Source organism: Pseudocitrobacter faecalis (assembly GCF_965231525.1).
Classification (GTDB): domain Bacteria; phylum Pseudomonadota; class Gammaproteobacteria; order Enterobacterales; family Enterobacteriaceae; genus Pseudocitrobacter; species Pseudocitrobacter faecalis.
Map to the genome: position 1 here is coordinate 2,560,375 of NZ_CBDDNJ010000002.1, position 23,725 is coordinate 2,584,099.

At 50.7% G+C, this 23,725-nt stretch carries 22 protein-coding genes; 9 read left to right on the forward strand and 13 right to left on the reverse strand.

What is annotated here, in order from left to right:
* Positions 1–29 precede the first annotated feature (29 nt).
* The 4 genes from ACOXYR_RS12920 to ACOXYR_RS12935 form a co-directional block, all read right to left on the reverse strand.
* Positions 30–836 carry a PhzF family phenazine biosynthesis protein gene (locus ACOXYR_RS12920; protein WP_167405916.1) on the reverse strand — a complete coding sequence of 269 codons (807 nt, stop codon included), beginning with the start codon at positions 834–836 and terminating at the stop codon, positions 30–32.
* Positions 826–1,464 carry a helix-turn-helix transcriptional regulator gene (locus ACOXYR_RS12925; RefSeq protein WP_421355934.1) on the reverse strand — a complete coding sequence of 213 codons (639 nt, stop codon included), beginning with the start codon at positions 1,462–1,464 and terminating at the stop codon, positions 826–828. The genes ACOXYR_RS12920 and ACOXYR_RS12925 overlap by 11 nt, the downstream gene beginning before the upstream one ends.
* Positions 1,449–1,859 (reverse strand): RidA family protein, encoded by a 411-nt coding sequence (locus ACOXYR_RS12930; RefSeq protein WP_421355933.1) that lies wholly within the window; start codon positions 1,857–1,859, stop codon positions 1,449–1,451. The genes ACOXYR_RS12925 and ACOXYR_RS12930 overlap by 16 nt, the downstream gene beginning before the upstream one ends.
* A 79-nt stretch (positions 1,860–1,938) precedes the next feature.
* Complete coding sequence (locus ACOXYR_RS12935) at positions 1,939–2,637, reverse strand: RluA family pseudouridine synthase (RefSeq protein WP_113858490.1); 699 nt, start codon at positions 2,635–2,637, stop codon at positions 1,939–1,941.
* 166 nt (positions 2,638–2,803) lie between these two features.
* Between ACOXYR_RS12935 and ACOXYR_RS12940 the strand changes: the two genes are divergently transcribed.
* On the forward strand, positions 2,804–3,250 hold the full coding sequence (locus ACOXYR_RS12940) for a hypothetical protein (RefSeq protein WP_108474493.1): 447 nt from the start codon (positions 2,804–2,806) through the stop codon (positions 3,248–3,250).
* A gap of 80 nt (positions 3,251–3,330) precedes the next feature.
* Here ACOXYR_RS12940 and ACOXYR_RS12945 read toward each other — a convergent pair whose 3' ends face one another.
* The 4 genes from ACOXYR_RS12945 to ACOXYR_RS12960 form a co-directional block, all read right to left on the reverse strand.
* Positions 3,331–4,008 (reverse strand): hypothetical protein, encoded by a 678-nt coding sequence (locus ACOXYR_RS12945; RefSeq protein WP_350437244.1) that lies wholly within the window; start codon positions 4,006–4,008, stop codon positions 3,331–3,333.
* Between the two features lie 167 nt (positions 4,009–4,175).
* Positions 4,176–8,696 (reverse strand): autotransporter outer membrane beta-barrel domain-containing protein, encoded by a 4,521-nt coding sequence (locus tag ACOXYR_RS12950; protein WP_421355932.1) that lies wholly within the window; start codon positions 8,694–8,696, stop codon positions 4,176–4,178.
* A gap of 341 nt (positions 8,697–9,037) precedes the next feature.
* Positions 9,038–9,370 (reverse strand): hypothetical protein, encoded by a 333-nt coding sequence (locus ACOXYR_RS12955; RefSeq protein WP_146745481.1) that lies wholly within the window; start codon positions 9,368–9,370, stop codon positions 9,038–9,040.
* A 57-nt stretch (positions 9,371–9,427) separates the two neighbouring features.
* Positions 9,428–9,718, reverse strand: a complete 291-nt coding sequence (locus tag ACOXYR_RS12960; RefSeq protein WP_421355931.1) for a hypothetical protein — start codon at positions 9,716–9,718, stop codon at positions 9,428–9,430.
* A gap of 1,028 nt (positions 9,719–10,746) precedes the next feature.
* Here ACOXYR_RS12960 and ACOXYR_RS12965 point away from each other — a divergent pair.
* From ACOXYR_RS12965 to csiR, 8 genes are all read left to right on the forward strand, one after another.
* Positions 10,747–11,004 (forward strand): YjhX family toxin, encoded by a 258-nt coding sequence (locus ACOXYR_RS12965; protein ID WP_113858485.1) that lies wholly within the window; start codon positions 10,747–10,749, stop codon positions 11,002–11,004.
* 15 nt (positions 11,005–11,019) lie between these two features.
* Positions 11,020–11,766, forward strand: coding sequence for an SAM-dependent methyltransferase (locus tag ACOXYR_RS12970; RefSeq protein WP_415727813.1), 747 nt, complete (start codon positions 11,020–11,022; stop codon positions 11,764–11,766).
* A gap of 207 nt (positions 11,767–11,973) precedes the next feature.
* Positions 11,974–12,951 carry a glutarate dioxygenase GlaH gene (gene glaH / locus ACOXYR_RS12975; RefSeq protein WP_421355930.1) on the forward strand — a complete coding sequence of 326 codons (978 nt, stop codon included), beginning with the start codon at positions 11,974–11,976 and terminating at the stop codon, positions 12,949–12,951.
* Positions 12,952–12,970: 19 nt separating this feature from the next.
* Positions 12,971–14,239 (forward strand): L-2-hydroxyglutarate oxidase, encoded by a 1,269-nt coding sequence (gene lhgO, locus ACOXYR_RS12980; protein WP_421355929.1) that lies wholly within the window; start codon positions 12,971–12,973, stop codon positions 14,237–14,239.
* Positions 14,240–14,261: 22 nt separating this feature from the next.
* Positions 14,262–15,710, forward strand: a complete 1,449-nt coding sequence (gene gabD / locus ACOXYR_RS12985; protein WP_421355928.1) for an NADP-dependent succinate-semialdehyde dehydrogenase — start codon at positions 14,262–14,264, stop codon at positions 15,708–15,710.
* A 13-nt stretch (positions 15,711–15,723) separates the two neighbouring features.
* Positions 15,724–17,004 (forward strand): 4-aminobutyrate--2-oxoglutarate transaminase, encoded by a 1,281-nt coding sequence (gabT, locus tag ACOXYR_RS12990; protein WP_421355927.1) that lies wholly within the window; start codon positions 15,724–15,726, stop codon positions 17,002–17,004.
* Between the two features lie 326 nt (positions 17,005–17,330).
* The gene (gene gabP / locus ACOXYR_RS12995) at positions 17,331–18,731 is read left to right on the forward strand and encodes a GABA permease (RefSeq protein WP_113858480.1); all 1,401 of its coding nucleotides are present in this window, start codon (positions 17,331–17,333) and stop codon (positions 18,729–18,731) included.
* 46 nt (positions 18,732–18,777) lie between these two features.
* Positions 18,778–19,455: a DNA-binding transcriptional regulator CsiR gene (gene csiR / locus ACOXYR_RS13000; protein ID WP_108474503.1), complete on the forward strand. Its 678-nt coding sequence runs from the start codon at positions 18,778–18,780 to the stop codon at positions 19,453–19,455.
* A 6-nt stretch (positions 19,456–19,461) separates the two neighbouring features.
* On the opposite strand, the gene ACOXYR_RS13005 is transcribed toward csiR, so the two are convergent.
* The 5 genes from ACOXYR_RS13005 to ACOXYR_RS13025 all read right to left on the reverse strand — a co-directional run bounded on the left by ACOXYR_RS13005 (position 19,462) and on the right by ACOXYR_RS13025 (position 23,716).
* A complete protein-coding gene (locus tag ACOXYR_RS13005) occupies positions 19,462–20,370 on the reverse strand; it encodes a LysR family transcriptional regulator (protein WP_421355926.1) in 909 nt (302 codons plus the stop codon).
* A 35-nt stretch (positions 20,371–20,405) separates the two neighbouring features.
* Complete coding sequence (locus tag ACOXYR_RS13010; RefSeq protein WP_421355925.1) at positions 20,406–21,461, reverse strand: AbrB family transcriptional regulator; 1,056 nt, start codon at positions 21,459–21,461, stop codon at positions 20,406–20,408.
* Between the two features lie 36 nt (positions 21,462–21,497).
* A complete protein-coding gene (locus ACOXYR_RS13015; RefSeq protein WP_350436767.1) occupies positions 21,498–22,730 on the reverse strand; it encodes an ATP-grasp domain-containing protein in 1,233 nt (410 codons plus the stop codon).
* Positions 22,727–23,368, reverse strand: coding sequence for a 2OG-Fe dioxygenase family protein (locus ACOXYR_RS13020; RefSeq protein ID WP_421355924.1), 642 nt, complete (start codon positions 23,366–23,368; stop codon positions 22,727–22,729). The genes ACOXYR_RS13015 and ACOXYR_RS13020 overlap by 4 nt, the downstream gene beginning before the upstream one ends.
* Before the next feature lie 144 nt (positions 23,369–23,512).
* On the reverse strand, positions 23,513–23,716 hold the full coding sequence (locus tag ACOXYR_RS13025; protein WP_421355923.1) for a 2-hydroxymuconate tautomerase family protein: 204 nt from the start codon (positions 23,714–23,716) through the stop codon (positions 23,513–23,515).
* Positions 23,717–23,725: the final 9 nt, after the last annotated feature.

Genomic DNA, 23,725 nt, shown 5'->3' on the forward strand with positions numbered 1-23,725 from the left:
GACCACATAGCGAGGCTCTTTATGCTTCATCACAGGCTAAAGGTTCCTTCAATCATCATGCGTGCCGCACCGTACAGTTCGACACGTCCATCGTCGCGAACGACACAGCGCAGCGTGCCTTTACGTGCCCCGCCCTGCTGGGCTGATAACCTATTTTTGCCCAGACGCTCCGCCCAGAACGGCGCGAGGAACGTATGCGCTGAACCGGTAACCGGATCTTCATTGACGCCAACCTGTGGGCCAAACCAGCGCGAGACAAAGTCAAAATTGTCACCCGCCGCCGTCACAATGATGCCGCGCGTATCAAAAGCATTGAGCGCGTTAAAGTCAGGCGACAGGCCATCAATTATCGCTTTATCTTCAACCAGCACGACTAAATCGGCCGCTTTCCACACGCCAACCACACCGTGAGTGATGCCCAGCGCCGCCAGTAATCCTGCGGGCGTGTCGATGGGCTGCGCCTTTTGCGCCGGGAAATCCATGCAATATTCATCGCCATTTCGCGTGACGTTAAGCTCCCCGCTGCGTGTCAGGAAGCGAATCGTTTTCCCGGAATAGCCGAGTTTATTAAACAGCACCCAGGATGCGGCAAGCGTGGCGTGACCGCACAGATCCACCTCTACCGCCGGCGTGCACCAGCGCAGGTGATAGCCCTCGTCCGTTGGCACAAAAAACGCCGTTTCCGACAGGTTATTTTCGCGGGCAATAGCCTGCAATGTGTCGTCGCTTAGCCATTCATTCAGCGGACACACGCCTGCCGGGTTACCGCCGAAAGGCTCGGAGGTGAATGCATCAACCTGATAGAATGGAATGTTGTGTGTTTTGTTATTTTTCATCATTTTTTCCCAGGTAGTTATAAATGGTGTAGCGCGAAACGCCCAGCGCATGCGCGATATGCCCCACGCTGCCTTTAACCTTAAAGAAGCCCATTTTTTGCAATTCCGCGACCACACGTTTGCGAAACTGTATTTTGTTTTCTGCCCCCGTCTGGCGGAATTTAGCAATAACGTCATCAAAAGAGTGCGCGGGTATTTTGTCGCTCGTATTCTCTGTTTCCTGCTCTGCCGCTGGCGGTAACAGAGAATCCAGATTGCGCTTCAGGTTATTTACAACGTCCAAATCGACATTAATGCAAAAGGCCACAAGCGGGACGCCGTCCTCACTGTAGTAAATCGTCGAGGCGCTATTGAGCACTTTGCCTGAGGAGGTGGTGGTTTTGTAGTTATTGAACACGCGGGAAGGCACACGCTGGGCCGGCTCCAGCAGCCCCAGGAACCCGACATCATCATTGGGCCCGGAGAGCAAAGAATCGCCCGGTTTTCGGCCACTGACATGACCGTTGACAATACTGATAACAGAGCATTCCGGCTTCGTCAGATCGTGTAAAACGGCTTCTGTATTCGCGGCAAGCGTAGTGCGCAGGGCATCCATCGACGCCATTAGAATGTTCAGCAGGTTTGACATGGTTCGACCGCCTGTACTTCTACCTCCACATCCAGCCCAAAGGCGAGCTGGCTGGTGACCACCGAACGCGCAGGGAATCCGTCCGGGAAGTGGCTGCGATATGCCGCATTAAATTCAGCAAAATGCGCCATATCGCTGAGCCACACCTGTACGCGCACAATATCGTTTAACGTCGCCCCGGCAAGCGCCAGCGTCTGTTCAATAGAATTCATAATGCGCAGCGTTTGTTCGGTGACGGAACCCGGCAAAGGCTCACCGTGTTGCGTCATGGAGACCTGGCCTGAAAGAAAGACAAAACCGTTGGCTTTCACCATATCCGAGAAGGGAAACGGTTTGCTGGAAGGGTATCGTTGTAGCGTCATAATGCCATGCCCATAGTTGATGTATGGGCACATGATAGCATCGCGATTTTAAAATTAAACATTTTTATAAAAATAAACAGTTGTTGAATTTTACCGGTGCGCGATGAGGTTCCTAAAAGGGGCTGTCATGCCGGGCATTCACCGGCAATTGGCTAACAGGATGAGTAAACTGCAATGCGCTTGCGTGCAGCATTAACCGAGGCACCGTATCGGTACCCGGAAGAAGCCGGCCACCATAGAGATCACAACCTAAAATGGGATGGCCAAGATACTGACAGTGAATACGTAACTGATGAGTACGTCCGGTCTCTGGAAAGAGCTTCACCCGCGTGACCGGTAGCGACGCGCCTTGTACCACTGGATAGTAAAAACGCGCCATGACGCTGTACCGCGAACGGGCAGGTTTACCTTCACGGGTGCTTATCGACATGCGTGGAAACAACGACGGATCTTTGGCAATTGCCGCGTCAATCACGCCCTGGTCATTCTGCAGATGCCCGCAAAGCAGCGCCGTGTACACCTTGCTTACAGCACGTTGGCTAAACTGCTGACACAGCGCCGCGTTAATCGCTTTGTTGCGCGCGACGAGCATCAAACCAGATGTACCAAAATCCAGGCGATGCACCAGCGTACAGCCAGGGAATTGCTGCACCAGCCGGTAATGTACCGAATCACTGTTTTGCGGGTTTTTACCTGACAGGCTCAGCAGGCCGGAAGGCTTGTTAATTAACAGGATATGTTCATCCTGATAGAGGATCTCTACATCGTCATGGCATGGAGGCGCTATAAACGTGTCGATAAGGGTAGACATGACGCGACCTGAGTTGTGAGGGTGGCAGCGGATGATAACGGAGATTAGGCTGGGGGGCGAATTATTTGGTTAAGTATTTCAGGCGGAGTGGCGGGTTGATTTCCCTGACCAATAATTTATGATCTGTTGCAATTTAACCGAATAATATCCTTACAGGCTTTACTTAATGAAACACAATTCTTTGCTTATTGTCGTTGCCACTGTTTTATTTTCAGGGGCAACCTTCTCGACACATGCAGGGCTTTTTAGCAGCCCTATAGACCTATCAAAACCTTTCATATGTAAGGATATTTCCCCAACACCGCTGCATATAACCGAAAAGGGCTTAATCATGGGGGGTGTTGTGTATCCTTTATACAATCCTAACGCAGCCTCGACACCAAAACTGACCAACGCAATATTTCGTAGTAAGGATAACCTGGAAGAAATAGACGTCAGGCAAGATGCTGAAGACGGGAAAGTAGATGTCAGTTATATGAAATTTAGCATCAATCCGGACGCGTTAGCCAATGATGCGGCTATTGAAAATAGCAAAATATTTGAAAAGGGAAGCTTTAAGGCTTATAACCCTGGCCCCAAATATTACTCCAAAAATCAGGGTTGCCAGCAGTAACACTTATTCGCGTCTCTGTGTATATGAAAGGCCCATATGAAGCAATCTATGAGCCTTCATCATGGCGTGGCATCTTCGAACTAAGGTGCATCGTCATATTCATACCGACAAATCGTATTTATCCCTCGCTGATGGCTTTTAATTCCCGTATGCAGGTGTAATGCTTTGGCTTCATGCACCCAGAAACTGCCGCCTGCCTGTGCCTGTGGGTGAAAAAGAGTGGCTTGCGGATACCTTTCGCTAAGCGCGCCTTGACTCAACCCAAACCATTTCCGCGACACCTCACGAAACTCGCGTGTGGTTAATAGTCGCCCCCCGATCCTTTCACAGCGTTCGCGGGCGGTAGAGAAATTATTATCGACCGTGCCCTCACCGACAAGCCAGGTATTCACAACGAAAGGATAGTGCTGCGTATTTCCCGTCTTGCGGTTACGCAGCGTCAGGGTATTAGAAAGTTCATGCGCCTGTGGCTGCCGTTTCATCACCAGCGTGACTCGCCCTTCCTGATGGGGTCGAATCTCCAGCCAGTTATGCGCCACGCTAAAGACGACATCGTTCAGATTGAGCGCTTCATGATTGCTGCTCATGGTGACCGTAGCGCCGGTAAAACCGACACTCAGAATACTGGCAGTACGAAAACCAGAATTGGTGGGCGAGTGAAAGCTAATGCGCTTGAAATAATCATTTTTTTCAGCGGCGGAAAGTGTAGAGGTAAAAATAAGTGGGGCGACACAGAATATCCAGGCCAGGGGTTGCATCGGCGTCCTTTCGAATCGTAGCAGTCTCTTCAGGCAGCATAGCGCGGCGGGTTGCGGTTTAAAGCATTTTTACCTTATTAGAAAATACCTGTGAAATCTTCACGCTTTAGCCATTAAAAAAGGGCCGCAAAGAGAGAGCGGCCCGCTGATACTGCTACACGTTATTATCAGAATGCATATTTAATGCCCAGCATCCCCTGCGTATCACTGTAGCCTTTGTCGCCCACTTGTTGTGCCACGTTCCCCCAAATCTGCAGGTTTTTATTCAACTGCCCTTCCACGCCAACCTTCAGCTCACCGAGATTACGCGCGCCCTCCTGGTAGCTGGTGACGCCGTTCATCTTGACGCCATAGGTCTGCGAATTGTAGATCCAGTTAGCTTCAACGAATGGCTGGAAGTCACGCGTTTTTCCTTCGTCGATGGCATTGTGGCCTTTAATGTACGCCCTCATCCCCAACCGCGTTTGCAGATTACCCTCACTCTTGTCCTTCACACGGGTGCCGTTTGCTTCCGTATGGTTATCCGCCTGCACATCCATCCAGGTCAGTTGCGCTTTCGGTTGCAGCCAATAGCTGGAACGTCCTGAATCATCCGCACCCAGCAAGAAACTGTAACCGGCTTCAACTGAGGCGGTGATGCCGTCAGAGTCATACTTCTCACTCGCCAGGCCTTGACCGGAGACGTTGTTATCGAACCAGTTGTAAAGGATCCAACTGTCCAGATAGGTGCCCGTTTTATCCGCTTCATTCGCGTACCACGTGCCGTAGAAGCCCACACTATAGCCGGTTATCTGACCATGCGAACGATAGCCCGTCACATTAGATTTGGTGTTGCTCTTACTATTACCATACCCGGCCATCATCCCGAGGTGCCAGCGATCCAGCCCGTTGCTACTCCATTGAGCAAGATCTCCGCCAAGCTGCACTACATAGCGGTTGCTTTGCGTTTCAAGCTGCCCTTTCGCGGTATCGAAGCGATTGTGTCCTCCAACCTGACGTAACCACAGGCTGGTCACTTTCTGTTCGCCGGTCAATAAATCCGTGTACTGCGTATCGCCTAAACGATCGTGCAGACGGGTGTTGAACAGCGTATTTGCCGCCGCCAGGTTCGCGATATAAGAAGCGCTTTCCGGGCGATATGTGGATGGGCCTGTCGGGTCAGTTGGATCGACAGGGTCTACCGGGTCTACAGGATCTACGGGGTCAACTGGGTCAACAGGGTCTACCGGGTCGGGATCAACCGGATCGGTTGGCTGCGTGTTGGTCAGGTACCAGTTCGCGGCATTTCCCCCTGTACCTCGCCCAAGGAAGTACTCATAACTGCCTGCAACAATACGCCCGGACTGCACGAAATCACCCTCAGAGCGTCCACCCACCTCAATAATTTCAATCCCGTTAATCGTTTTCGCACCGCTGCCTCCTGCGTTGTTCACCACAACATGCGTAGTCCCTGCGGTATCCCCCATAACAACCAGTTTATCGGTCAGGGAGCTATCATCACCCAGTACGGAATTCATTACCAAGGTACCGTTATCACCCGTGTAATTACCGCTGACTGTGAGGATGTTCCCCACCGTGGAGCCTGCCAGTTGTACGGTGCCCGCATTATTCAGCGTGCCAAGGTTAAATTGGGTCGCGCCTGTTGAACTCCCGTAACCCGTAAGACTGGTGAGCGCGTTGTAAGCAGCGATAACGCCTGCGTTGTTCACCACGCCAGCCACGGTGCCGGTTCCTGAGAGTATGCCGCCATCGGTAACCTCAACATCGCCGCCCAGCTCAGAAGACGCTGAGCCTTCCTCACCAACGACCAGCGAACCCGCCGTAATCTGAGTGATACCGCTGAAGCCCGACATGGACGAACCCACGCTAAGCGTTCCCGCACTCTTTTTCACCGCCAGCCCGCTGCCCGTGACGGTATTCGCTAACAACCAGTCCTGAGCATTGTTGAAAACCAGCGTACCGTCATCAATGATGTTAGCGGTGCCCAGATTCTCTGCCTGAGACGCCTGCAGCGTAGCGTCGTTATCAATCTGGAATAGCCCGGCAAACGTACTGTTATTGCCCGATAGCGTAACATCTGCCCCAGCCTGGGTATGGACTTTACCCGCCCCCGCCAGCGCAACCGATGCCGTTCCCGTTGGTGAAGAAGTCCATGCCGCATTTTCCTGACTCAGTGAACCGAAGGTGAGCGTGTCATCCGAGCCCGTCAGGGTAATGCCCTGGGCATGATTAAAAGCACTTGCCGTGTTCAGTTTGAGTTCGGAACCCCCCTTAAGCGTAATCTCGCCCGTATAAGCTGTCTGATCGCCGTTGACCATTACTACACCTGGGTCGATGGTCAGAGCGCCATCACCTGCCAGCGTTCCCGTTTCAATTGCACCGCCAAACGTATCACCCGCTGTGCGTTGGCTCTCGGTGATAGTCAATGATCCCGAGAGAGTCATCAGGCTTCCGGCCGCCGTGTTAAGCGCGCCGATAGACTGGCTGTGACCTTGCATATCTGCTGCTGTCCCCTCGGCCAGATTGAGCGCAGAGGTTTGCCCCAACACATTATTGTTTGCCATTACCAGCGTGCCGGAACGCACATCCGTTTCACCTGTGTAGCGATTACTGCCGTTGGAAAGTGACACCTGCTGTCCGGTGCCAGCCGCAATTGCCAGATCGCCCACGCCAATCACCTTCGCGGCTAAATCGGTCGCGGCCCCCGTCGCGCCATCGGCAGGTGTCAGAACCAACGCTTCATCACCGCTTCCCAGCAAATTGACCTGTTGCAGGCCGTAGTTCACATATAAGCCATCGGAAGCGGCCCCGGCGGTAAGGCCGAAATCATAGGTGCCTTCGGCCACTTTGACCCCGTTTTGGCTGAGATCCAACGTCCGCGCGTCAGAGATTGCATCGCCATTTTGATCCACTAACTGAATGCTTCCGCCCGTACCGGTCACACTATTAGCATTGACTAATTTCACACCCGCACCCTGATCGTCCTGTTCAAGTAGCGGTAGTCGGCTATCAGGAATCGGTTGCGTATTATTAAACTCTGCTGGCACATTCACCTGTACCGTTCCAGTACCAGAGATATCAAGCTTGTCCGCCGTAATCACGCTGACGGCCGTTTTGTCCGCAGGCGCGTCGGCATTGAAAATAGCCTTACCACCGTTAAAAGTCAGGCCGCCAATATGTTGATGGCTATCCGCAGCGGTGCCATCGCCCACGGTCGTGATATTGCCTGCATCAAGTTGCAGGGTAGCCTGCGTTAAAGCGGCCGTGTTGTCGCCAGTTAGGGCGAAGGTGTTATTGGCCAGCGCGACAGTCCCTTTAAAGTCAGAACCGACATCTGAAGAGAAGTGGAATGCTTCGCCCTGATTTGATGCGCGTAAAGTGCCCTCACCGGTCAGAACGTTGTTAAAGGTAAATTCGCCGTCGGCGAGAGCCGCAAGCGTGGCTTCCAGCGCAATGTTTGCTGCGCCAGAGCTCAGGTTGATCTGAGAGGTGGTTGTGGTCGCATCAAGCTGTAATGTGCCCTTCTCAACATTTGTGCCACCGGCGTATTCGTTGATGCCAGTCAGCATCAACGTGCCTTCCCCGGTTTTACTCAAAGAGCCGGAACCTGTAATCAACTCATCAAGGGTGTTATCGAAACCATTGGTATCGACAACCCCTCCGCCTGCACCCAGCACAAAATCAGCGGTATTGATATCAGCCACCGCACCATAGCGTAGCGTGCTACCGTTATCGAGGGTCAACGACGTGAGGTTTGAATTCCCGGTCATTTCCCAGACGCTACTCTCGCCATCCATAGAGAGGTTGAGGGTTCCTGCCGTTGAAGAGCCAAGTTTGGAATCCGTCACCCCCACAAATTGGCTGCCATTTGCCATATTAAGAGAGACCAGCGCTTTGCTTGCACTGAGGATATTTCCATTAATGTTATAAATCCCAGAAACATCGGTACTGGTGCTTACATCATGGGATTTTATAATTGCCGATGCGCCTGTTGCGTAGATCGCTGAACCTGTCCCTACAGTGATATCAGCATCACCAGAAAGATAAATTTCAGCTAATTTATTTGCGGTTGTTGAAGAAGCATACAAGCCATTTGCGGTATTACCGGTTGTTGAAATATCAACATTCCCCAGCGAAATCATGCCTAAACCCCTGGCATAGACGCCATGCGCATTATTACCCGTGGTTTTTATTTTACTGTCGCCATTAAGATAAACTTCTGCCTTTCCTTTCGCCGTTTTGAAGAGAGCAGCAACGCCAGTATCTTGACCTGCGAATACAGCATAACCTGAATCTCCCCCACCATTGGTCGTAGTGGTAATATCGGCATTTCCATTAATTGTTATTGTCGATTTTGCATTTTCATTTTCCGACGAAGCGTTAGCTCGGATCCCCATTCCGCTCGCGACAATGTTAGCATCACCATTAATCGTTACTTCAGCGCGGTTTATTCCGCTGTTGAGTTCTCGGCCCAGGTTGATACCATCAGCACTGGAACCCGTTGTTTCTGATTGATAGTTCTGTATAACAACGAAGCCGCCCCCCGCTTTAGTATGGATCCCGTCTGCCGCAGTCCCCGAGGTATTCACCGTAAGGTTGTTGAATTTATAGGTTGAGCCATCATTCAGATAGATAGCCCATCCGGCCAAAGGTGCAACCGTGCCCTCAGCTTCCGTTCTTACACGCACCTCCTCATAGTTGGTATAATCGCGTCCATTACCATTTGGATTGCCCGATCCACTATAATAAAGAACATTATTATATTCAAAAATGTCAGCATGGGCTGCAGGTGCCTGCAACGCTGTATACATCAATGCCAGAGAAATATATATCGCTATCTTTTTTTGCCTGAGAGGGATCGTTCTCATACAGAGCTCCTTGGGTTTCCCCTTACTTCACTGTTAATGGTGATGGTTTAAAAAATGAATAGCCGTCTTCTCGCAGCAGCAGGCCGCAAGTAAAAAACATTGAATATCTGCTAATAAACAGAGCAATAGCTGCTCTGCCATTTCAGAAAATAAAATCCCAATCAGTCATCTGTCCACAAAGCACAGGTTCTTTGCGTTAATGCACGGATAATACCAGGTACAGAACTGGTTGAGTCTAAAACGGCTGTAATATTATTTGTTTTAACCTGCCAACATAACGCCACCGGGACTAACATCGGGCTGGCAACAATCACGATCTTGCCTTGTACCTCCGGAAGTTTCTGTAGTACCTGAGCTAATGTATGCCGTGTAAGATGAATAAATGTGTAATCACAGGAAAGTCCTTTTTTCTGCATTTCAGATTTAAGTGCAGCTATGCCCAAACAAAAATAAATGTCATTCTCGGGAAAACAATCCCTATTACTGACAATCAATGACACCTCCCTGACGCACATAAATGCAACGAATCACAGGCTAGAAAACGTATCCTGCTAGTTTGCCTTAATGAGCTGATTTCTTTCGCTAATGTATTCTTCTACATATTTATGACCACTCATCTTCTCATAAGCTAACAAAAGCGTATCCAGAACCTCAGCATCCACGCATCCCGACTTGCGTAATTTCCTTAATGCATCACGGAGTATAATCTCCACAGTTTTCGGAAAATCACATTGCTCAAAAATACTTTCAAGATGCAAAAAAATGGCGTCCTGGTCATCCTCAAGCAATAGATACCTGAGCGTAAGCCTGATGGTCTCCGTTTCCCGATCATACATAGCCATAATAAACCTCACACACCAGGAAAAATCTGAGTTCACAATGAAACCACGCCCTATCAGGAGCATTAAAAAAATATATTCACCATGTCTATGCATACTCAGAATTGTGTAAAAAAGAGGATTATTCCAATCGTTTTTATAAGAAGAGAAAAGATTTTTTGATAGATATTATCTATCATAACACTTTGTATGATCGTTTTGACCGATCATACAAAGAAGGAATATTCAATAACTCTTATCAATTTACGCAAGAGGTAAGTTTTAAGGCATTGTTTTTAATATACTTTACTGGAAATACAGTAAATATTGATAATATCTTTGAAAGCTATTGATTAATAATTGAAGTATAACCTTGCGTTACACTTGCACTAAGCAACAAATTTAATGGAAATGAGTCTCATAAAAATGAAAGGTAACTTTGACAAAAATCAAAAACAATCATCTCGGCGCGCAGTTAAAAAAGCAAAAGTTTTATCAGAACTACGCGACCCGTTTTTTCAAAACAGCGTTAAACATTACTTTTCATATATTTCAGTAAGTAAATTACATAAATAATAGCAGCACACGGATTTCCCTTTAAAAAAAATGCACAAAAAATGCGTATTACTTCTCATGCACAGCACGTACAGTGTCCGAAGAGTAGCAACTTAACAGAGCGTTATTGATAAGAAGAAGATTAAAACTGATAACAAAAATTAAAGAGTCCATTACACTCGCCTTCATTTGAAAGTAGTAAGCCGCTTCACATTGCTCATCATAAAGGAGTCACCAGAGGTATTCACTTTGCCGCGTCTGTGATCTGGGCTACAAAACTTGTCTGTTCAGCGTGCCACGTCAAAAACGTGTGTTATCATTCACCCCGTAAATACCTTTCAACTCATACCGAGGCTTTGATGCTGGAGAATGTAATCATCTGATAATCAGTGACTCGACCTTTACAGGCCGGGCTGATTATCAATGCGCCGAAATCGAATGCGGACACCGCTGTGTGTTTGCACGTTTTGCACATGATGATTAACAGGTTCACCAGTATGAATTTATCCCGTCAGGAACAACGTACCTTACACGTTCTCGCCAAAGGTGGTCGGATTGCGCACGTTCGCGATTCATCAGGCCGCGTGACCTCAGTCGAATGCTATAGCCGCGAAGGGCTTCTCCTGAGCGATTGTACTCTCGCCGTCTTCAAAAAACTCAAAACCAAAAAACTGATTAAGTCCGTCAATGGGCAACCTTACCGTATCAACACCACCGGGTTGCTGAACGTTCGCGCCCAACTGGATAACCGCTAAACAAGGAGAAAACCTATGGATATCCCACGTATTTTTACAATTAGCGAAAGCGAGCACCGCATTCATAACCCCTTCACGGCAGAAAAGTACGCCACGCTGGGGCGCGTGCTCAGGCTAGTGCCAGAAATGCACATTCTTGACCTCGGCAGCGGCTCCGGTGAGATGCTTTGCACCTGGGCGCGCGATCATCAGATAACCGGTACTGGCGTTGATTTAAGCCCACTGTTTACCGAGCAGGCTAAAGCGCGTGCGCAGGAGCTGAAGGTGAGTGAACGTGTCAACTTCATCCATCGCGATGCAGCAGGTTATGTGGCGGCTGAACCCTGTGATGTCGCGGCCTGTATCGGCGCTACCTGGATTGCCGGTGGCGTTGAAGGCACGCTGTCCCTTCTGCGCCAAAGCCTGAAACCCGGCGGTATTATGCTTATTGGTGAACCTTTCTGGCGCCAAATGCCAGAATCCGACGCGGTTGCACAGGCGTGCGGAGCAAACGCGACTGAAGATTTCCTGACGCTGCCCGAACGGGTCGGGAGGTTTGATGAGTGCGGCTATGACGTGGTGGAAATGGTACTGGCCGACCAGGAAGGCTGGGATCGCTATGAAGCGGCGAAATGGCTCACCCTGCGCCGCTGGCTGGAAGCCAACCCGGACGATCCGTTCGCGCCGGAGGTACGCACAATGTTAACTGAATCACCGAAAAGGCATGTCACTTACACCCGTGAGTACATTGGTTGGGGCGTTTTTGCCCTGATGCCGAGATAATCCCCCTCCCCAACAAGCCGGGTAACGTGGTTACCCGGCAACGCATACCCACACAAATAAGACGTTTAATTCCTGCCGCATTTGATCACAAATTTGAAACAAATCGCCCTGTTTGTGCACGTTTTATAAAAATGTAGATATTTTTTACTTATGGCTACGAAATGAGCATCACCTTTTCTTCCTGAAACCCTAAGAGGATTGCTTCTGATGAATGCACTGACCGCCGTACATACTAACGCTGTCGATTCAGGCCAGGACTATAGCGGATTCACCCTCACCCCGTCGGCGCAATCCCCGCGCCTGCTGGAACTGACCTTCTCTGAACAGACGACAAAACAGTTTCTTAAACAGGTTGCCGAGTGGCCCGTGCAGGCACTGGAGTACAAATCGTTTCTGCGTTTTCGGGTAGGCAAAATTCTTGACGACTTGTGTGCAAACCAGTTGCAACCATTGCTGTTGAAGACGCTGCTAAACCGCGCTGAAGGTGCGCTGCTGATCAACGCCGTGGGTATCGATGATGTGAAGCAGGCGGACGAAATGGTGAAGCTGGCAACGGCGGTGGCGCATCTGATTGGCCGTTCCAATTTCGATGCCATGAGCGGCCAGTACTATGCGCGTTTCGTGGTAAAAAATGTCGATAACTCAGACAGCTACCTGCGTCAGCCACACCGCGTGATGGAACTGCACAACGATGGTACCTACGTTGAAGAGATAACCGACTACGTGTTGATGATGAAAATCGATGAGCAAAACATGCAGGGCGGAAACTCGCTGCTGCTGCACCTCGACGACTGGGAACATCTTGAGCACTTTTTCAGCCATCCGCTGGCGCGTCGCCCGATGCGCTTTGCCGCGCCGCCGAGTAAAAACGTCAGCAAAGAGGTCTTCCATCCGGTGTTCGACGTCGATCAGCAGGGTCGCCCGGTGATGCGTTATATCGACCAGTTCGTCCAGCCAAAAGATTTCGAAGAAGGCGTATGGTTGAGCGAGCTTTCCGATGCCATTGAAACCAGCAAAGGCATTCTGTCTGTGCCGGTTCCCGTTGGCAAATTCCTGTTGATTAACAACCTGTTCTGGCTGCACGGTCGTGACCGCTTTACCCCGCATCCGGATCTGCGTCGTGAACTGATGCGCCAGCGCGGCTATTTCGCTTACGCCACTCACCACTACCAGACGCATCAGTAAGCGCAAAGGAATTGAGCGGATGTATGATTTTGTGATTATTGGCGGCGGCATCATCGGCATGTCGACCGCCATGCAACTGATTGATGTTTATCCGGACGCCCGCATTGCGTTGCTGGAAAAAGAGTCCGGCCCCGCCTGCCATCAGACGGGCCACAACAGCGGCGTGATCCATGCCGGGGTTTACTACACGCCCGGCAGCCTGAAGGCGCAGTTTTGCCTGGCGGGGAACCGTGCCACCAAAGCCTTTTGCGATCAAAACGGCATCCGCTATGACAACTGCGGCAAGATGCTGGTCGCCACTTCCACACTCGAAATGGAACGAATGCGCGCGTTATGGGAACGCACAGCGGCGAACGGGATTGAGCGCGAGTGGTTAAACGCCGACGAGCTTCGCGAACGTGAACCGAATATCACCGGCCTTGGCGGTATTTTTGTGCCGTCCAGCGGCATTGTCAGCTACCGCGACGTGACGGCGGCGATGGCAAAAATCTTCCAGGCCAAAGGCGGCGAGATTATCTATAACGCCGAAGTTAGCGGCCTCAGTGAGCATAACAACGGCGTGGTGATACGAACCCGTCAGGGCAGCGAATATGAAGCGTCGACGCTGATTAGCTGTTCTGGCCTGATGGCTGATCGGCTGGTGAAAATGCTCGGCCTTGAACCCGGCTTTATCATCTGCCCGTTCCGCGGTGAGTATTTCCGCCTCGCGCCGGAGCATAACCAGATTGTTAACCACCTGATTTACCCCATTCCCGATCCAGCGATGCCCTTTTTAGGCGTTCATCTCACGCGGATGATTGACGGCAGCGTGACCGTCGGGCCAAACGCGGTGCTGGCTTTTAAACGCGAGGGCTATCGCAAGCGCGACTTCTCATTTAGCGACACGCTGGAGATTTTGGGCTCCCCGGGGATTCGCCGGGTACTACAAAACCATCTACGCTCAGGACTGGGCGAGATGAAAAACTCGCTGTGCAAAAGCGGCTATCTGCGGCTGGTGCAAAAGTATTGTCCCCGGCTTTCGTTAAGCGATCTCCAGCCCTGGCCCGCCGGTGTGCGGGCGCAGGCGGTATCGCCGGACGGCAAGCTGATTGACGATTTTCTGTTTGTCACCACCCCGCGCACGATCCACACCTGCAATGCGCCCTCCCCGGCAGCGACATCAGCAATTCCTATTGGTGCGCATATTGTCAGCAAGGTACAAACGCTGTTGGCAAGCCAGAGTAACCCCGGACGCACGCTGCGAGCGGCCCGTAGTGTGGATGCCTTACACGCCGCCTTTAATCAATAACCTTTGAAAACAGGATGTAGCGATGAAACTTAACGACAGTAACTTATTTCGCCAGCAGGCGTTGATTAACGGGGAATGGCTGGACGCCAACAATGGCGAGGTCATCGACGTCACCAATCCGGCGAACGGCGACAAGCTGGGTAGCGTGCCAAAAATGGGCGCGGAGGAAACCCGCGCCGCTATCGATGCCGCCAACCGCGCCCTGCCCGCCTGGCGTGCGCTCACCGCCAAAGAACGCGCCACCATTCTGCGTAACTGGTTCAATTTGATGATGGAGCATCAGGACGATTTAGCACGTCTGATGACCCTCGAACAAGGTAAACCGCTGGCTGAAGCGAAAGGCGAAATCAGCTACGCCGCCTCCTTTATTGAGTGGTTTGCCGAAGAAGGCAAGCGTATTTATGGCGACACCATTCCCGGTCATCAGGCCGATAAACGCCTGATTGTTATCAAGCAGCCGATTGGCGTTACCGCCGCTATCACGCCGTGGAACTTCCCGGCGGCGATGATTACCCGTAAAGCCGGCCCGGCGCTGGCGGCAGGCTGCACCATGGTGCTGAAACCTGCGAGTCAAACACCGTTTTCCGCCCTGGCGCTGGCGGAGCTGGCGATCCGCGCGGGCGTTCCGGCTGGCGTATTTAACGTGGTCACCGGCTCGGCGGGGGCGGTCGGTAACGAACTGACCGGCAATCCGCTGGTGCGCAAGCTGTCGTTTACCGGCTCGACCGAAATTGGCCGCCAGTTGATGGAACAGTGCGCGAAAGACATCAAAAAAGTGTCGCTGGAGCTGGGCGGCAACGCGCCGTTTATCGTCTTTGACGATGCCGATCTCGATAAAGCCGTGGAAGGCGCGCTGGCCTCGAAATTCCGCAACGCCGGGCAAACCTGCGTCTGTGCCAACCGCCTGTATGTGCAGGACGGTGTGTATGACCGCTTTGCTGAAAAATTGCAGCAGGCGGTGAGCAAACTCCACATCGGCGACGGGCTGGACAAAGGCGTCACCATCGGGCCGCTGATCGATGAAAAAGCGGTAGCCAAAGTGGAAGAGCATATTGCCGATGCGCTGGAGAAAGGCGCGCGCGTGGTTTGCGGTGGTAAAGCGCACGAGCGCGGCGGCAACTTCTTCCAGCCGACCATTCTGGTGGACGTGCCAGCCAACGCCAAAGTGTCGAAAGAAGAGACGTTTGGCCCCCTCGCCCCACTGTTCCGCTTTAAAGATGAAGCCGATGTGATTGCACGGGCCAACGACACTGAGTTTGGTCTTGCCGCCTATTTCTACGCCCGCGATTTAAGCCGCGTCTTCCGCGTGGGCGAGGCGCTGGAGTACGGCATCGTCGGCATCAACACCGGCATTATTTCCAATGAAGTGGCCCCGTTCGGCGGTATTAAAGCCTCGGGACTGGGTCGTGAAGGTTCGAAGTATGGCATCGAAGATTACTTAGAAATCAAATATATGTGCATCGGTCTTTAACTGGAGAACGCGAATGAGCAGCAATAAAGAGTTAATGCAGCGCCGCAGTCAGGCAGTTCCTCGTGGCGTTGGGCAAATTCACCCAATTTTCGCTGACCGTGCGGAAAACTGCCGGGTGTGGGACGTTGAAGGCCGTGAGTATCTTGATTTCGCGGGCGGGATTGCGGTGCTCAATACCGGGCACCTGCATCCGAAAGTGGTGGCGGCGGTGGAAGCGCAGTTGAAAAAGCTGTCGCACACCTGCTTCCAGGTGCTGGCTTACGAGCCGTATCTGGAGTTGTGCGAAATAATGAATCAGAAGGTGCCGGGCGATTTCGCCAAAAAAACGTTGCTGGTAACGACCGGTTCCGAAGCGGTGGAAAATGCGGTGAAAATCGCCCGTGCCGCCACCAAACGCAGCGGCACCATCGCCTTTAGCGGCGCTTACCACGGGCGCACGCACTACACGCTGGCGCTGACCGGCAAGGTGAATCCGTATTCTGCGGGGATGGGGCTGATGCCGGGGCATGTTTATCGCGCGCTTTATCCTTGCCCGCTGCATAACATCAGTGAAGACGACGCTATCGCCAGTATCCACCGAATTTTTAAAAATGACGCTGCGCCGGAAGATATCGCTGCCATCGTGATTGAGCCCGTTCAGGGCGAAGGCGGTTTCTACGCCGCGACGCCAGCCTTTATGCAGCGTTTACGCGCACTGTGCGATGAGCACGGGATCATGCTGATTGCCGACGAAGTGCAAAGCGGTGCCGGGCGTACCGGAACGCTGTTTGCAATGGAACAGATGGGCGTTGCGCCAGATCTCACCACCTTTGCGAAATCGATCGCGGGCGGCTTCCCGCTGGCGGGCGTCACCGGGCGCGCTGAAGTGATGGATGCTGTCGCACCAGGCGGTCTGGGCGGTACCTATGCGGGTAACCCGATTGCCTGCGTGGCGGCGCTGGAAGTGTTGAAGGTGTTCGAGCAGGAAAATCTGCTGCAAAAAGCCAACGATCTGGGCCAGAAGCTAAAAGACGGATTATTGGCAATCGCCGAAAATCACCCGGAGATCGGCGACGTACGTGGACTGGGGGCGATGATCGCCATCGAGTTGTTTGAAGATAGCGATCACAGTAAACCCAACGCCAAACTTACCGCCGAGATCGTGGCGCGCGCCCGTGACAAAGGGCTGATTCTTCTCTCCTGCGGCCCGTATTACAACGTGCTGCGCATCCTGGTACCGCTCACCATTGAAGATGTTCAGATTCGTCAGGGTCTGGAGATCATCGGCCAGTGTTTTGATGAGGCGAAACAGTAGCACCGCACCCATGCCGGAGGCGACGCTGCGCGTCTTGTCCGGCCTACGGGGATGTAGGTCGGATAAGGCGTTTACGCCGCATCCGACATTCGGCGCACCATGCCGGAGGCGACGCTGCGCGTCTTGTCCGGCCTACGGGTATGTGGGTCGGATAAGGCGTTTACGCCGCATCCGACAATCTGTACATGAACAGGAATAAATCTATGTCGGCCGGATAAGGCGGAGCCGCTCTCCGGCAAAAAGAACCAATAACAATTAAACGCGTGACCCGACGCGGGAAATGTCGGGGCGCTCTCCCAAGTGACACACTTTCGAGAGGATTCAGGATGGGGCAATCATCGCAACCACATGAGTTAGGCGGCGGGTTGAAATCACGCCACGTCACCATGTTATCTATTGCCGGTGTTATCGGCGCAAGTCTGTTTGTCGGTTCCAGCGTCGCTATCGCCGAAGCGGGCCCGGCGGTCTTACTGGCCTATCTGTTCGCCGGATTACTGGTGGTTATGATTATGCGGATGCTGGCGGAAATGGCGGTTGCCACGCCCGACACCGGCTCCTTTTCCACCTACGCCGATAAAGCGATTGGCCGCTGGGCAGGCTATACCATCGGCTGGCTGTACTGGTGGTTTTGGGTACTGGTTATCCCGCTGGAGGCCAACATCGCCGCTATGATCTTGCATTCATGGGTTCCCGGCATTCCCATTTGGTTATTTTCTCTGGTCATCACCCTCGCCTTAACCGGCAGTAATTTACTAAGCGTCAAAAACTACGGCGAATTTGAATTCTGGCTCGCGCTGTGCAAAGTCATTGCTATCCTGGCCTTTATTTTCCTTGGCGCAGTCGCAATTAGCGGTTTCTACCCTTACGCTGACGTAAGCGGAATCTCAAGATTGTGGGATAGCGGCGGCTTTATGCCGAACGGTTTTGGTGCAGTTTTAAGCGCGATGCTGATCACCATGTTCTCGTTTATGGGCGCAGAAATTGTCACCATTGCGGCAGCAGAATCCGACACGCCGGAAAAACACATTGTTCGCGCCACCAACTCAGTTATCTGGCGTATCTCTATTTTCTATTTGTGTTCTATTTTTGTCGTTGTGGCATTAATTCCGTGGAATATGCCGGGACTAAAAGCCGTCGGTTCTTATCGCTCGGTGCTGGAGTTACTCAATATTCCGCACGCAAAATTAATCATGGACTGCGTGATCTTACTTTCCGTAACCAGTTGCCTGAACTCGGCGCTCTATACCGCATCAAGGATGCTTTACTCCTTAAGCCGTCGTGGGGATGCGCCAGCAGTGATGGGCAAAATCAACCGCAGCAAAACACCGTACGTGGCCGTTTTACTCTCCACCGGTGCAGCATTTTTAACGGTGGTGGTGAACTACTACGCGCCTGCGAAAGTGTTTAAATTCCTGATCGACAGTTCAGGCGCTATCGCTCTGTTGGTTTATTTGGTCATTGCCGTTTCGCAATTGCGCATGCGTAAAATTCTGCTGGCGGAAGGCAGCGAAATTCGCCTGCGCATGTGGCTTTATCCTTGGCTCACCTGGCTGGTGATTGGCTTTATTACCTTTGTCCTGGTGGTGATGCTATTTCGTCCGGCGCAGCAACTCGAGGTCATTTCCACGGGCGTATTAGCGATAGGGATCATCTGTACCGTGCCGATTATGGCGCGTTGGAAAAAACTGGTATTGTGGCAAAAAACTCCGCTACACAATACCCGATAGCGTATTATCCCGGCGAAAGCCGGGATTTCTATAAAGGAGCAAGGCAATGACCGCTATTCCTCAACCAACGGCCATTGATGGCTATCGCTGGCTGAAAAACGATATTATTCGCGGCGTTTATCAACCCGATGAAAAGCTGCGCATGAGCCTGTTGACCACTCGCTATGGCCTGGGCGTGGGGCCACTGCGAGAGGCGCTTTCGCAGCTGGTGGCCGAACGCCTGGTCACGGTGGTGAACCAGAAAGGGTATAACGTCGCTTCCATGTCGGAAAAGGAGTTGCTCGACATCTTCGATGCACGCGCCAACATGGAAGCCATGCTGGTACGCCTTGCCATTGAGCGCGGTGATGACGCCTGGGAAGCTGAAATCCTTGCCCGCGCGCATATGCTCAGCAAACTGGAAGCCAACGACGCCAGTGAAAATATGCTGGATGAATGGGATCGCCGCCATCAGGCGTTCCATACGGCAATTGTCGCCGGCTGTGGTTCACATTATCTGCTGCAAATGCGCGAACGATTATTTGATCTGGCCGCACGCTATCGTTTTATCTGGCTGCGCACAACAGTGCTGTCTGTCGAAATGCTGGAAGATAAACATGACCAGCATCAGCAATTGACCGAGGTAATACTGGCACGTGATGCAGCACATGCCAGTGAATTAATGCGTCAGCATCTACTTACGCCAATTCCGGTGATTCAGCAGGCGATGGCCAGATCCCGTTAAGCAGGTTCAGACATCATCTGGATTAGCGGAATATCTGAGTGCATCGATCAGTAATGCAAATGCAGGTGGATGCTGTTTTCTGTTGGGGTAATAAAGATAATATCCCGAAAAAACAGGACTCCATTCGGATAATACTGTTTCCAGCCGTCCATCGGCAATTTGCTCGCAGATGCTGTCCTCAGGAATAAATGCCAGGCCAAAACCAGACTCGGCAGCATCAATCCGTTCCGCAATAGTATTGAATGTCAGTTGCCCCTCGACCCTGACTTTTAGAGGTTTGCCTGCATTTTCAAACTCCCAATGATACAGCCCGCCAGCAGTGGGAAGCCGCATATTAATACAGCGGTGATGCTGCAGATCGTGCGGCGTATGAGGTTTACCGTATTTCGCGTAATATTCCGCAGAGCCCGCCACAACCAAACGGACATCCGGGCCGATTCTTACCGCGACCATATCCTTGTCGACACTCTCACCCAGGCGCACGCCCGCATCGAAACGCCCATCCACAATATTGACGAAACCATTATCAACGACCATCTCAACATTAATATTGGGATATTCGCGTAAAAATGACTTCAGTTTTGGCCATAACAGATATTTAGCGGCGTGCTCGCCGGCTGAAATGCGGAGATTTCCCGCGGCGACGCCATTTTGTTGAACCAGGCGTTGCAACTCTTCATCCAGTTCGTAAAGTCGGGGTTCAAGACAAGCAATGATTTGCTCTCCTATCTCCGTTGGCGCAACGCTTCGCGTTGTACGCGTTAATAAACGAAGATTAAGCCGCGCCTCCAGTGCTTTCATCGCATGGCTCAACGCAGATTGCGTGACGCCAAGTTTACCTGCTGCTTTGGTAAAACTGCGCTCTCGCGCAACAGCAAGAAAGAGCTGCAGCTCATTAAAATTTTCTTTAAGCATGGACGAATTCCCTTAACACCGTCATGAGTGAAATCCTATAGTGGCTTCGTCGGTTTACGCATTGTAGCGCCATTATCTTGTGTCACTTCTCTTTTGCGGTAAATAACCATTGCCGGAATCGTTTGAATGAGCAACATGCGTATAATATGACTTGCCATTACAAAACTGGCATTCGCGTTAAGCGCCAGTGCCGCAAAGGACATCGATTCCACGCTTCCTGGAACCCAGGACAGCATTAATAAATAAAAGGGATAATCCAGAAGATGTGCCGCAGTCAATGCCATAATCACCGTCACGCCCAGCCCAATGGTAATGAGCTGCATTGAAGACCAGAGATGGCGCATAAATGCCGTCAACGTAAACGCAATAAAATGATGCCCCAGTAAAATGCCCATTAAGGCCATACTGAACTGATTGAATACATCGGGGAAAAGCACCGTCTGCGATGAAAAAGGATGCAATAGCGCCGCACAAAGTAATGAGGTAATCATAAAAGGTGCGGGGAAATGAACGCGTTCAAGGCACTTGCCCAACACATAGCCAGCCAGGACGATACCCAGTAACCAGAGTATATTAGTCGCGGTAAACAATTCAGGCGACATGGCCGTAGGGGTGTGCGCGCCACCGCTAATATATCCGGCAAATAAAGTCAGTGTGATGAGCCGCAAAGAGTGCGAAATGATAATTTTTTGCGGTGGTGTTTTTATGTGGGAAGCCAACGCTAAAACCGCTGCCATTGCTCCAGGAACCGCACCTAATAACGCTTCTTCCTTACTCCAGCGTAATCGATGAATACACCACAAATAGCATACGGTAAACTGTAAAAATAAGCACAGCAATAAGAACATCAGTAAAAATGCGATATTTCCTTGCACCCCAAAAGAAAAATCGCGAAATAAAAGGCCAATCGACGTGCCAAGAGAGAGTTGAATCACCGTCATGCTGCCAGGCAGCACGGGTACAGAAAGGCCGGTACGTTTTAACACCAGCACGGTAATCAGGGGGCCAAACATCATACCTAACGGAACGTTGCAATAGGTAAATCCCAACCCGACCAGGATACAAAGAACAAAACCGACCAACAATTTCATACGCCTTTTCTCCTGGCAACCGGGAATGTGGAATTCTTAGTGAACGGTTTCGTTTACCCAAAGGGTATTTTCAGCAACCCATTGGGTCAATGCATCAAGATTTTCTTTGATTTCCCGGCTGGACTCCGCTTTAACAATAGCACTCACGATCTCGCCATTTGTTAACTTCATCATGTCATATTGACGACCAATAACACCGGTTGCCCGATATTTAACCACAAAGGGTAACGGACATTTTTCCGCAATAGAGAGAAGCGTACCCTGCGCAGGCGGCACATTTAATTGACCGACCCGTAGAACAGGTTGTCTTTGGGACAAGTCCTGTGGGTAGATATCGCATAGAGACGCTTTAAGCCAGGTCATACGAGGATCAAGACCAAACGCGGCGCCTAATTCTTCATTGACAAAACAGCCACCTAACCGGCAGGCAAGTTCACCAAAAATAATGTTGTTATCTTTATCAACAAAAACCTCAAGATGAAGCAATGCATTTTCTTCCGTTGGAAAAACCTCTTCCGCAAGATATTGGGTGTAGGCGATCAGTTTACGATGCAGCGGCGTGTCATCTTCCATCACCAGACCTAACGTTTTCCCGGACAGGAAATCCAGGCAGGAGACGGTCGCGCGGGATGCGGAAATAAATATCGGTTTACCTTTTAAATACAGCGCATTAATTTGATAGGCTTCGCCTTCGACAAATTTTTCAATAAGCAGATTGTGATACTCTGACGGCTTAACCTGCGCCAGATATTTATAAAGCTGCCCTTCATTCTTGAGAACTACGACACCCTGTGATCCACGCCCATCATTAGGTTTGATCACGCAGGGATATCCTTGTTCGGCAATAAATCGCGCCATCGCCGTCGCACTGTCAACGCGCGCCATAGCGGGAACTGTCAACTGATGAGACTGAACAAGCGATTTCATCATAAATTTATCGCGGAAAAACATGGCTTTTTTTTCACGGTCGTGAGTTAAACCCAGACGATCGCTGATTCTCGCGGCTCTCAGAACATCGATTTCGGCGAGGAAAAAGATACCCGTTGCGTTATTAGCCTGGGCGTAGTGATAAATATCCATTTCCACAAAGGGATTATCATTGAAATTTTCATAAAAGAGGAAAGAGAATCCCTCCCCCATATGATTTAGAATATTATCGGTCTGGCTTGCGCACGTCGCGATCAAAACCGGGGTCACGGCTTGTAATGATTGCCACTCTTCCCGTGAGTGCTGAAAAATAATTTTTGGTGGGCACAGTAAGATATTCATTGTTTTTCCCCTTCAATATCAAATGTAATAACAAAAACATCCCGATAACCTTTTCCCGGCAACAAAGGAACTACTGCCGCGGTATAATGTTGATAATTTACATCATTGAATATGACTGCATCACCCGCATGCAGTTTGAACGTAGATGCGTCATTACCCCCATCGTGATTAGGAATAAGCGTGGTTTCACCACCGGTCACATTCTCAATTTCACTGCAATAAATTGCGATGTACTTAAATCCATCTTTATGAATTCCTTCTGGCGCCGGATAGCCTGGTCTGCGGTCATCTGTAGTTATTCGTATCTGATGAATACCTATGTTGTAGGTGGTGTCAGGAAGCAGTGGCAAAAGCTTACGAAACACCAGATTCATGACCTCTTCAGCAACGTCTTTTTTTATTTCAGGGTATTTTCTTGCAATCCCACCGGCGTAATGATTCAGCTTTTCCGTTTGAAAAAACTCTCCCGCTGCGCAGAGCTCAAAATACTTTTCGCGTCCGGCCCTGGCCTGCATGTAACTTCTGAATCGAAAAATACCATCTTCAGCTTTAAGCCACGGATCGGGTAATAATTCATCAAAACTATTTTTGACTTTCGCGGAAGACTCCCCCAGCCGAATATGATGATAAGCGTGCATAAATAACATCCTTTAAACAATAGGTTGAGCAGTCTATTAATAAGATATGAAATGCATATCCAACAATAAATAATATTGCAGACTTTTTATACTGACCATCAGTGGGAAAAAGTAAGGAGGCACGCTCCTTACTTTTAAAATACACTATTTGCTTTTTTTACGTAATTCTGTAACCGGCACGCCACCAATTCCCCAGTTATCCGTTTCTACCTCATCAATGACCACAATGGTGGTACTGGAGTTTTTATTCAGAACATCAACCAAAAGCTGTGTTACCCCCTCCATTAACTGTTTCTTTTGCTGATCGGTAGCACCTTCATTAGTGATCTTGATGTTTACGTAGGGCATATTAACTCC

Excerpts from the sequence above, each read along its gene's own strand:
- ACOXYR_RS12920 (WP_167405916.1), bottom strand. The coding sequence starts at position 836 with ATGAAAAATAACAAAACACACAACATTCCATTCTATCAGGTTGATGCA.
- ACOXYR_RS12925 (WP_421355934.1), bottom strand. The coding sequence starts at position 1,464 with ATGTCAAACCTGCTGAACATTCTAATGGCGTCGATGGATGCCCTGCGC.
- ACOXYR_RS12930 (WP_421355933.1), bottom strand. The coding sequence starts at position 1,859 with ATGTGCCCATACATCAACTATGGGCATGGCATTATGACGCTACAACGA.
- ACOXYR_RS12935 (WP_113858490.1), bottom strand. The coding sequence starts at position 2,637 with ATGTCTACCCTTATCGACACGTTTATAGCGCCTCCATGCCATGACGAT.
- ACOXYR_RS12940 (WP_108474493.1), top strand. The coding sequence starts at position 2,804 with ATGAAACACAATTCTTTGCTTATTGTCGTTGCCACTGTTTTATTTTCA.
- ACOXYR_RS12945 (WP_350437244.1), bottom strand. The coding sequence starts at position 4,008 with ATGCAACCCCTGGCCTGGATATTCTGTGTCGCCCCACTTATTTTTACC.
- ACOXYR_RS12960 (WP_421355931.1), bottom strand. The coding sequence starts at position 9,718 with ATGGCTATGTATGATCGGGAAACGGAGACCATCAGGCTTACGCTCAGG.
- ACOXYR_RS12965 (WP_113858485.1), top strand. The coding sequence starts at position 10,747 with ATGAATTTATCCCGTCAGGAACAACGTACCTTACACGTTCTCGCCAAA.
- ACOXYR_RS12970 (WP_415727813.1), top strand. The coding sequence starts at position 11,020 with ATGGATATCCCACGTATTTTTACAATTAGCGAAAGCGAGCACCGCATT.
- glaH (WP_421355930.1), top strand. The coding sequence starts at position 11,974 with ATGAATGCACTGACCGCCGTACATACTAACGCTGTCGATTCAGGCCAG.
- lhgO (WP_421355929.1), top strand. The coding sequence starts at position 12,971 with ATGTATGATTTTGTGATTATTGGCGGCGGCATCATCGGCATGTCGACC.
- gabD (WP_421355928.1), top strand. The coding sequence starts at position 14,262 with ATGAAACTTAACGACAGTAACTTATTTCGCCAGCAGGCGTTGATTAAC.
- gabT (WP_421355927.1), top strand. The coding sequence starts at position 15,724 with ATGAGCAGCAATAAAGAGTTAATGCAGCGCCGCAGTCAGGCAGTTCCT.
- gabP (WP_113858480.1), top strand. The coding sequence starts at position 17,331 with ATGGGGCAATCATCGCAACCACATGAGTTAGGCGGCGGGTTGAAATCA.
- csiR (WP_108474503.1), top strand. The coding sequence starts at position 18,778 with ATGACCGCTATTCCTCAACCAACGGCCATTGATGGCTATCGCTGGCTG.
- ACOXYR_RS13005 (WP_421355926.1), bottom strand. The coding sequence starts at position 20,370 with ATGCTTAAAGAAAATTTTAATGAGCTGCAGCTCTTTCTTGCTGTTGCG.
- ACOXYR_RS13010 (WP_421355925.1), bottom strand. The coding sequence starts at position 21,461 with ATGAAATTGTTGGTCGGTTTTGTTCTTTGTATCCTGGTCGGGTTGGGA.
- ACOXYR_RS13015 (WP_350436767.1), bottom strand. The coding sequence starts at position 22,730 with ATGAATATCTTACTGTGCCCACCAAAAATTATTTTTCAGCACTCACGG.
- ACOXYR_RS13020 (WP_421355924.1), bottom strand. The coding sequence starts at position 23,368 with ATGCACGCTTATCATCATATTCGGCTGGGGGAGTCTTCCGCGAAAGTC.
- ACOXYR_RS13025 (WP_421355923.1), bottom strand. The coding sequence starts at position 23,716 with ATGCCCTACGTAAACATCAAGATCACTAATGAAGGTGCTACCGATCAG.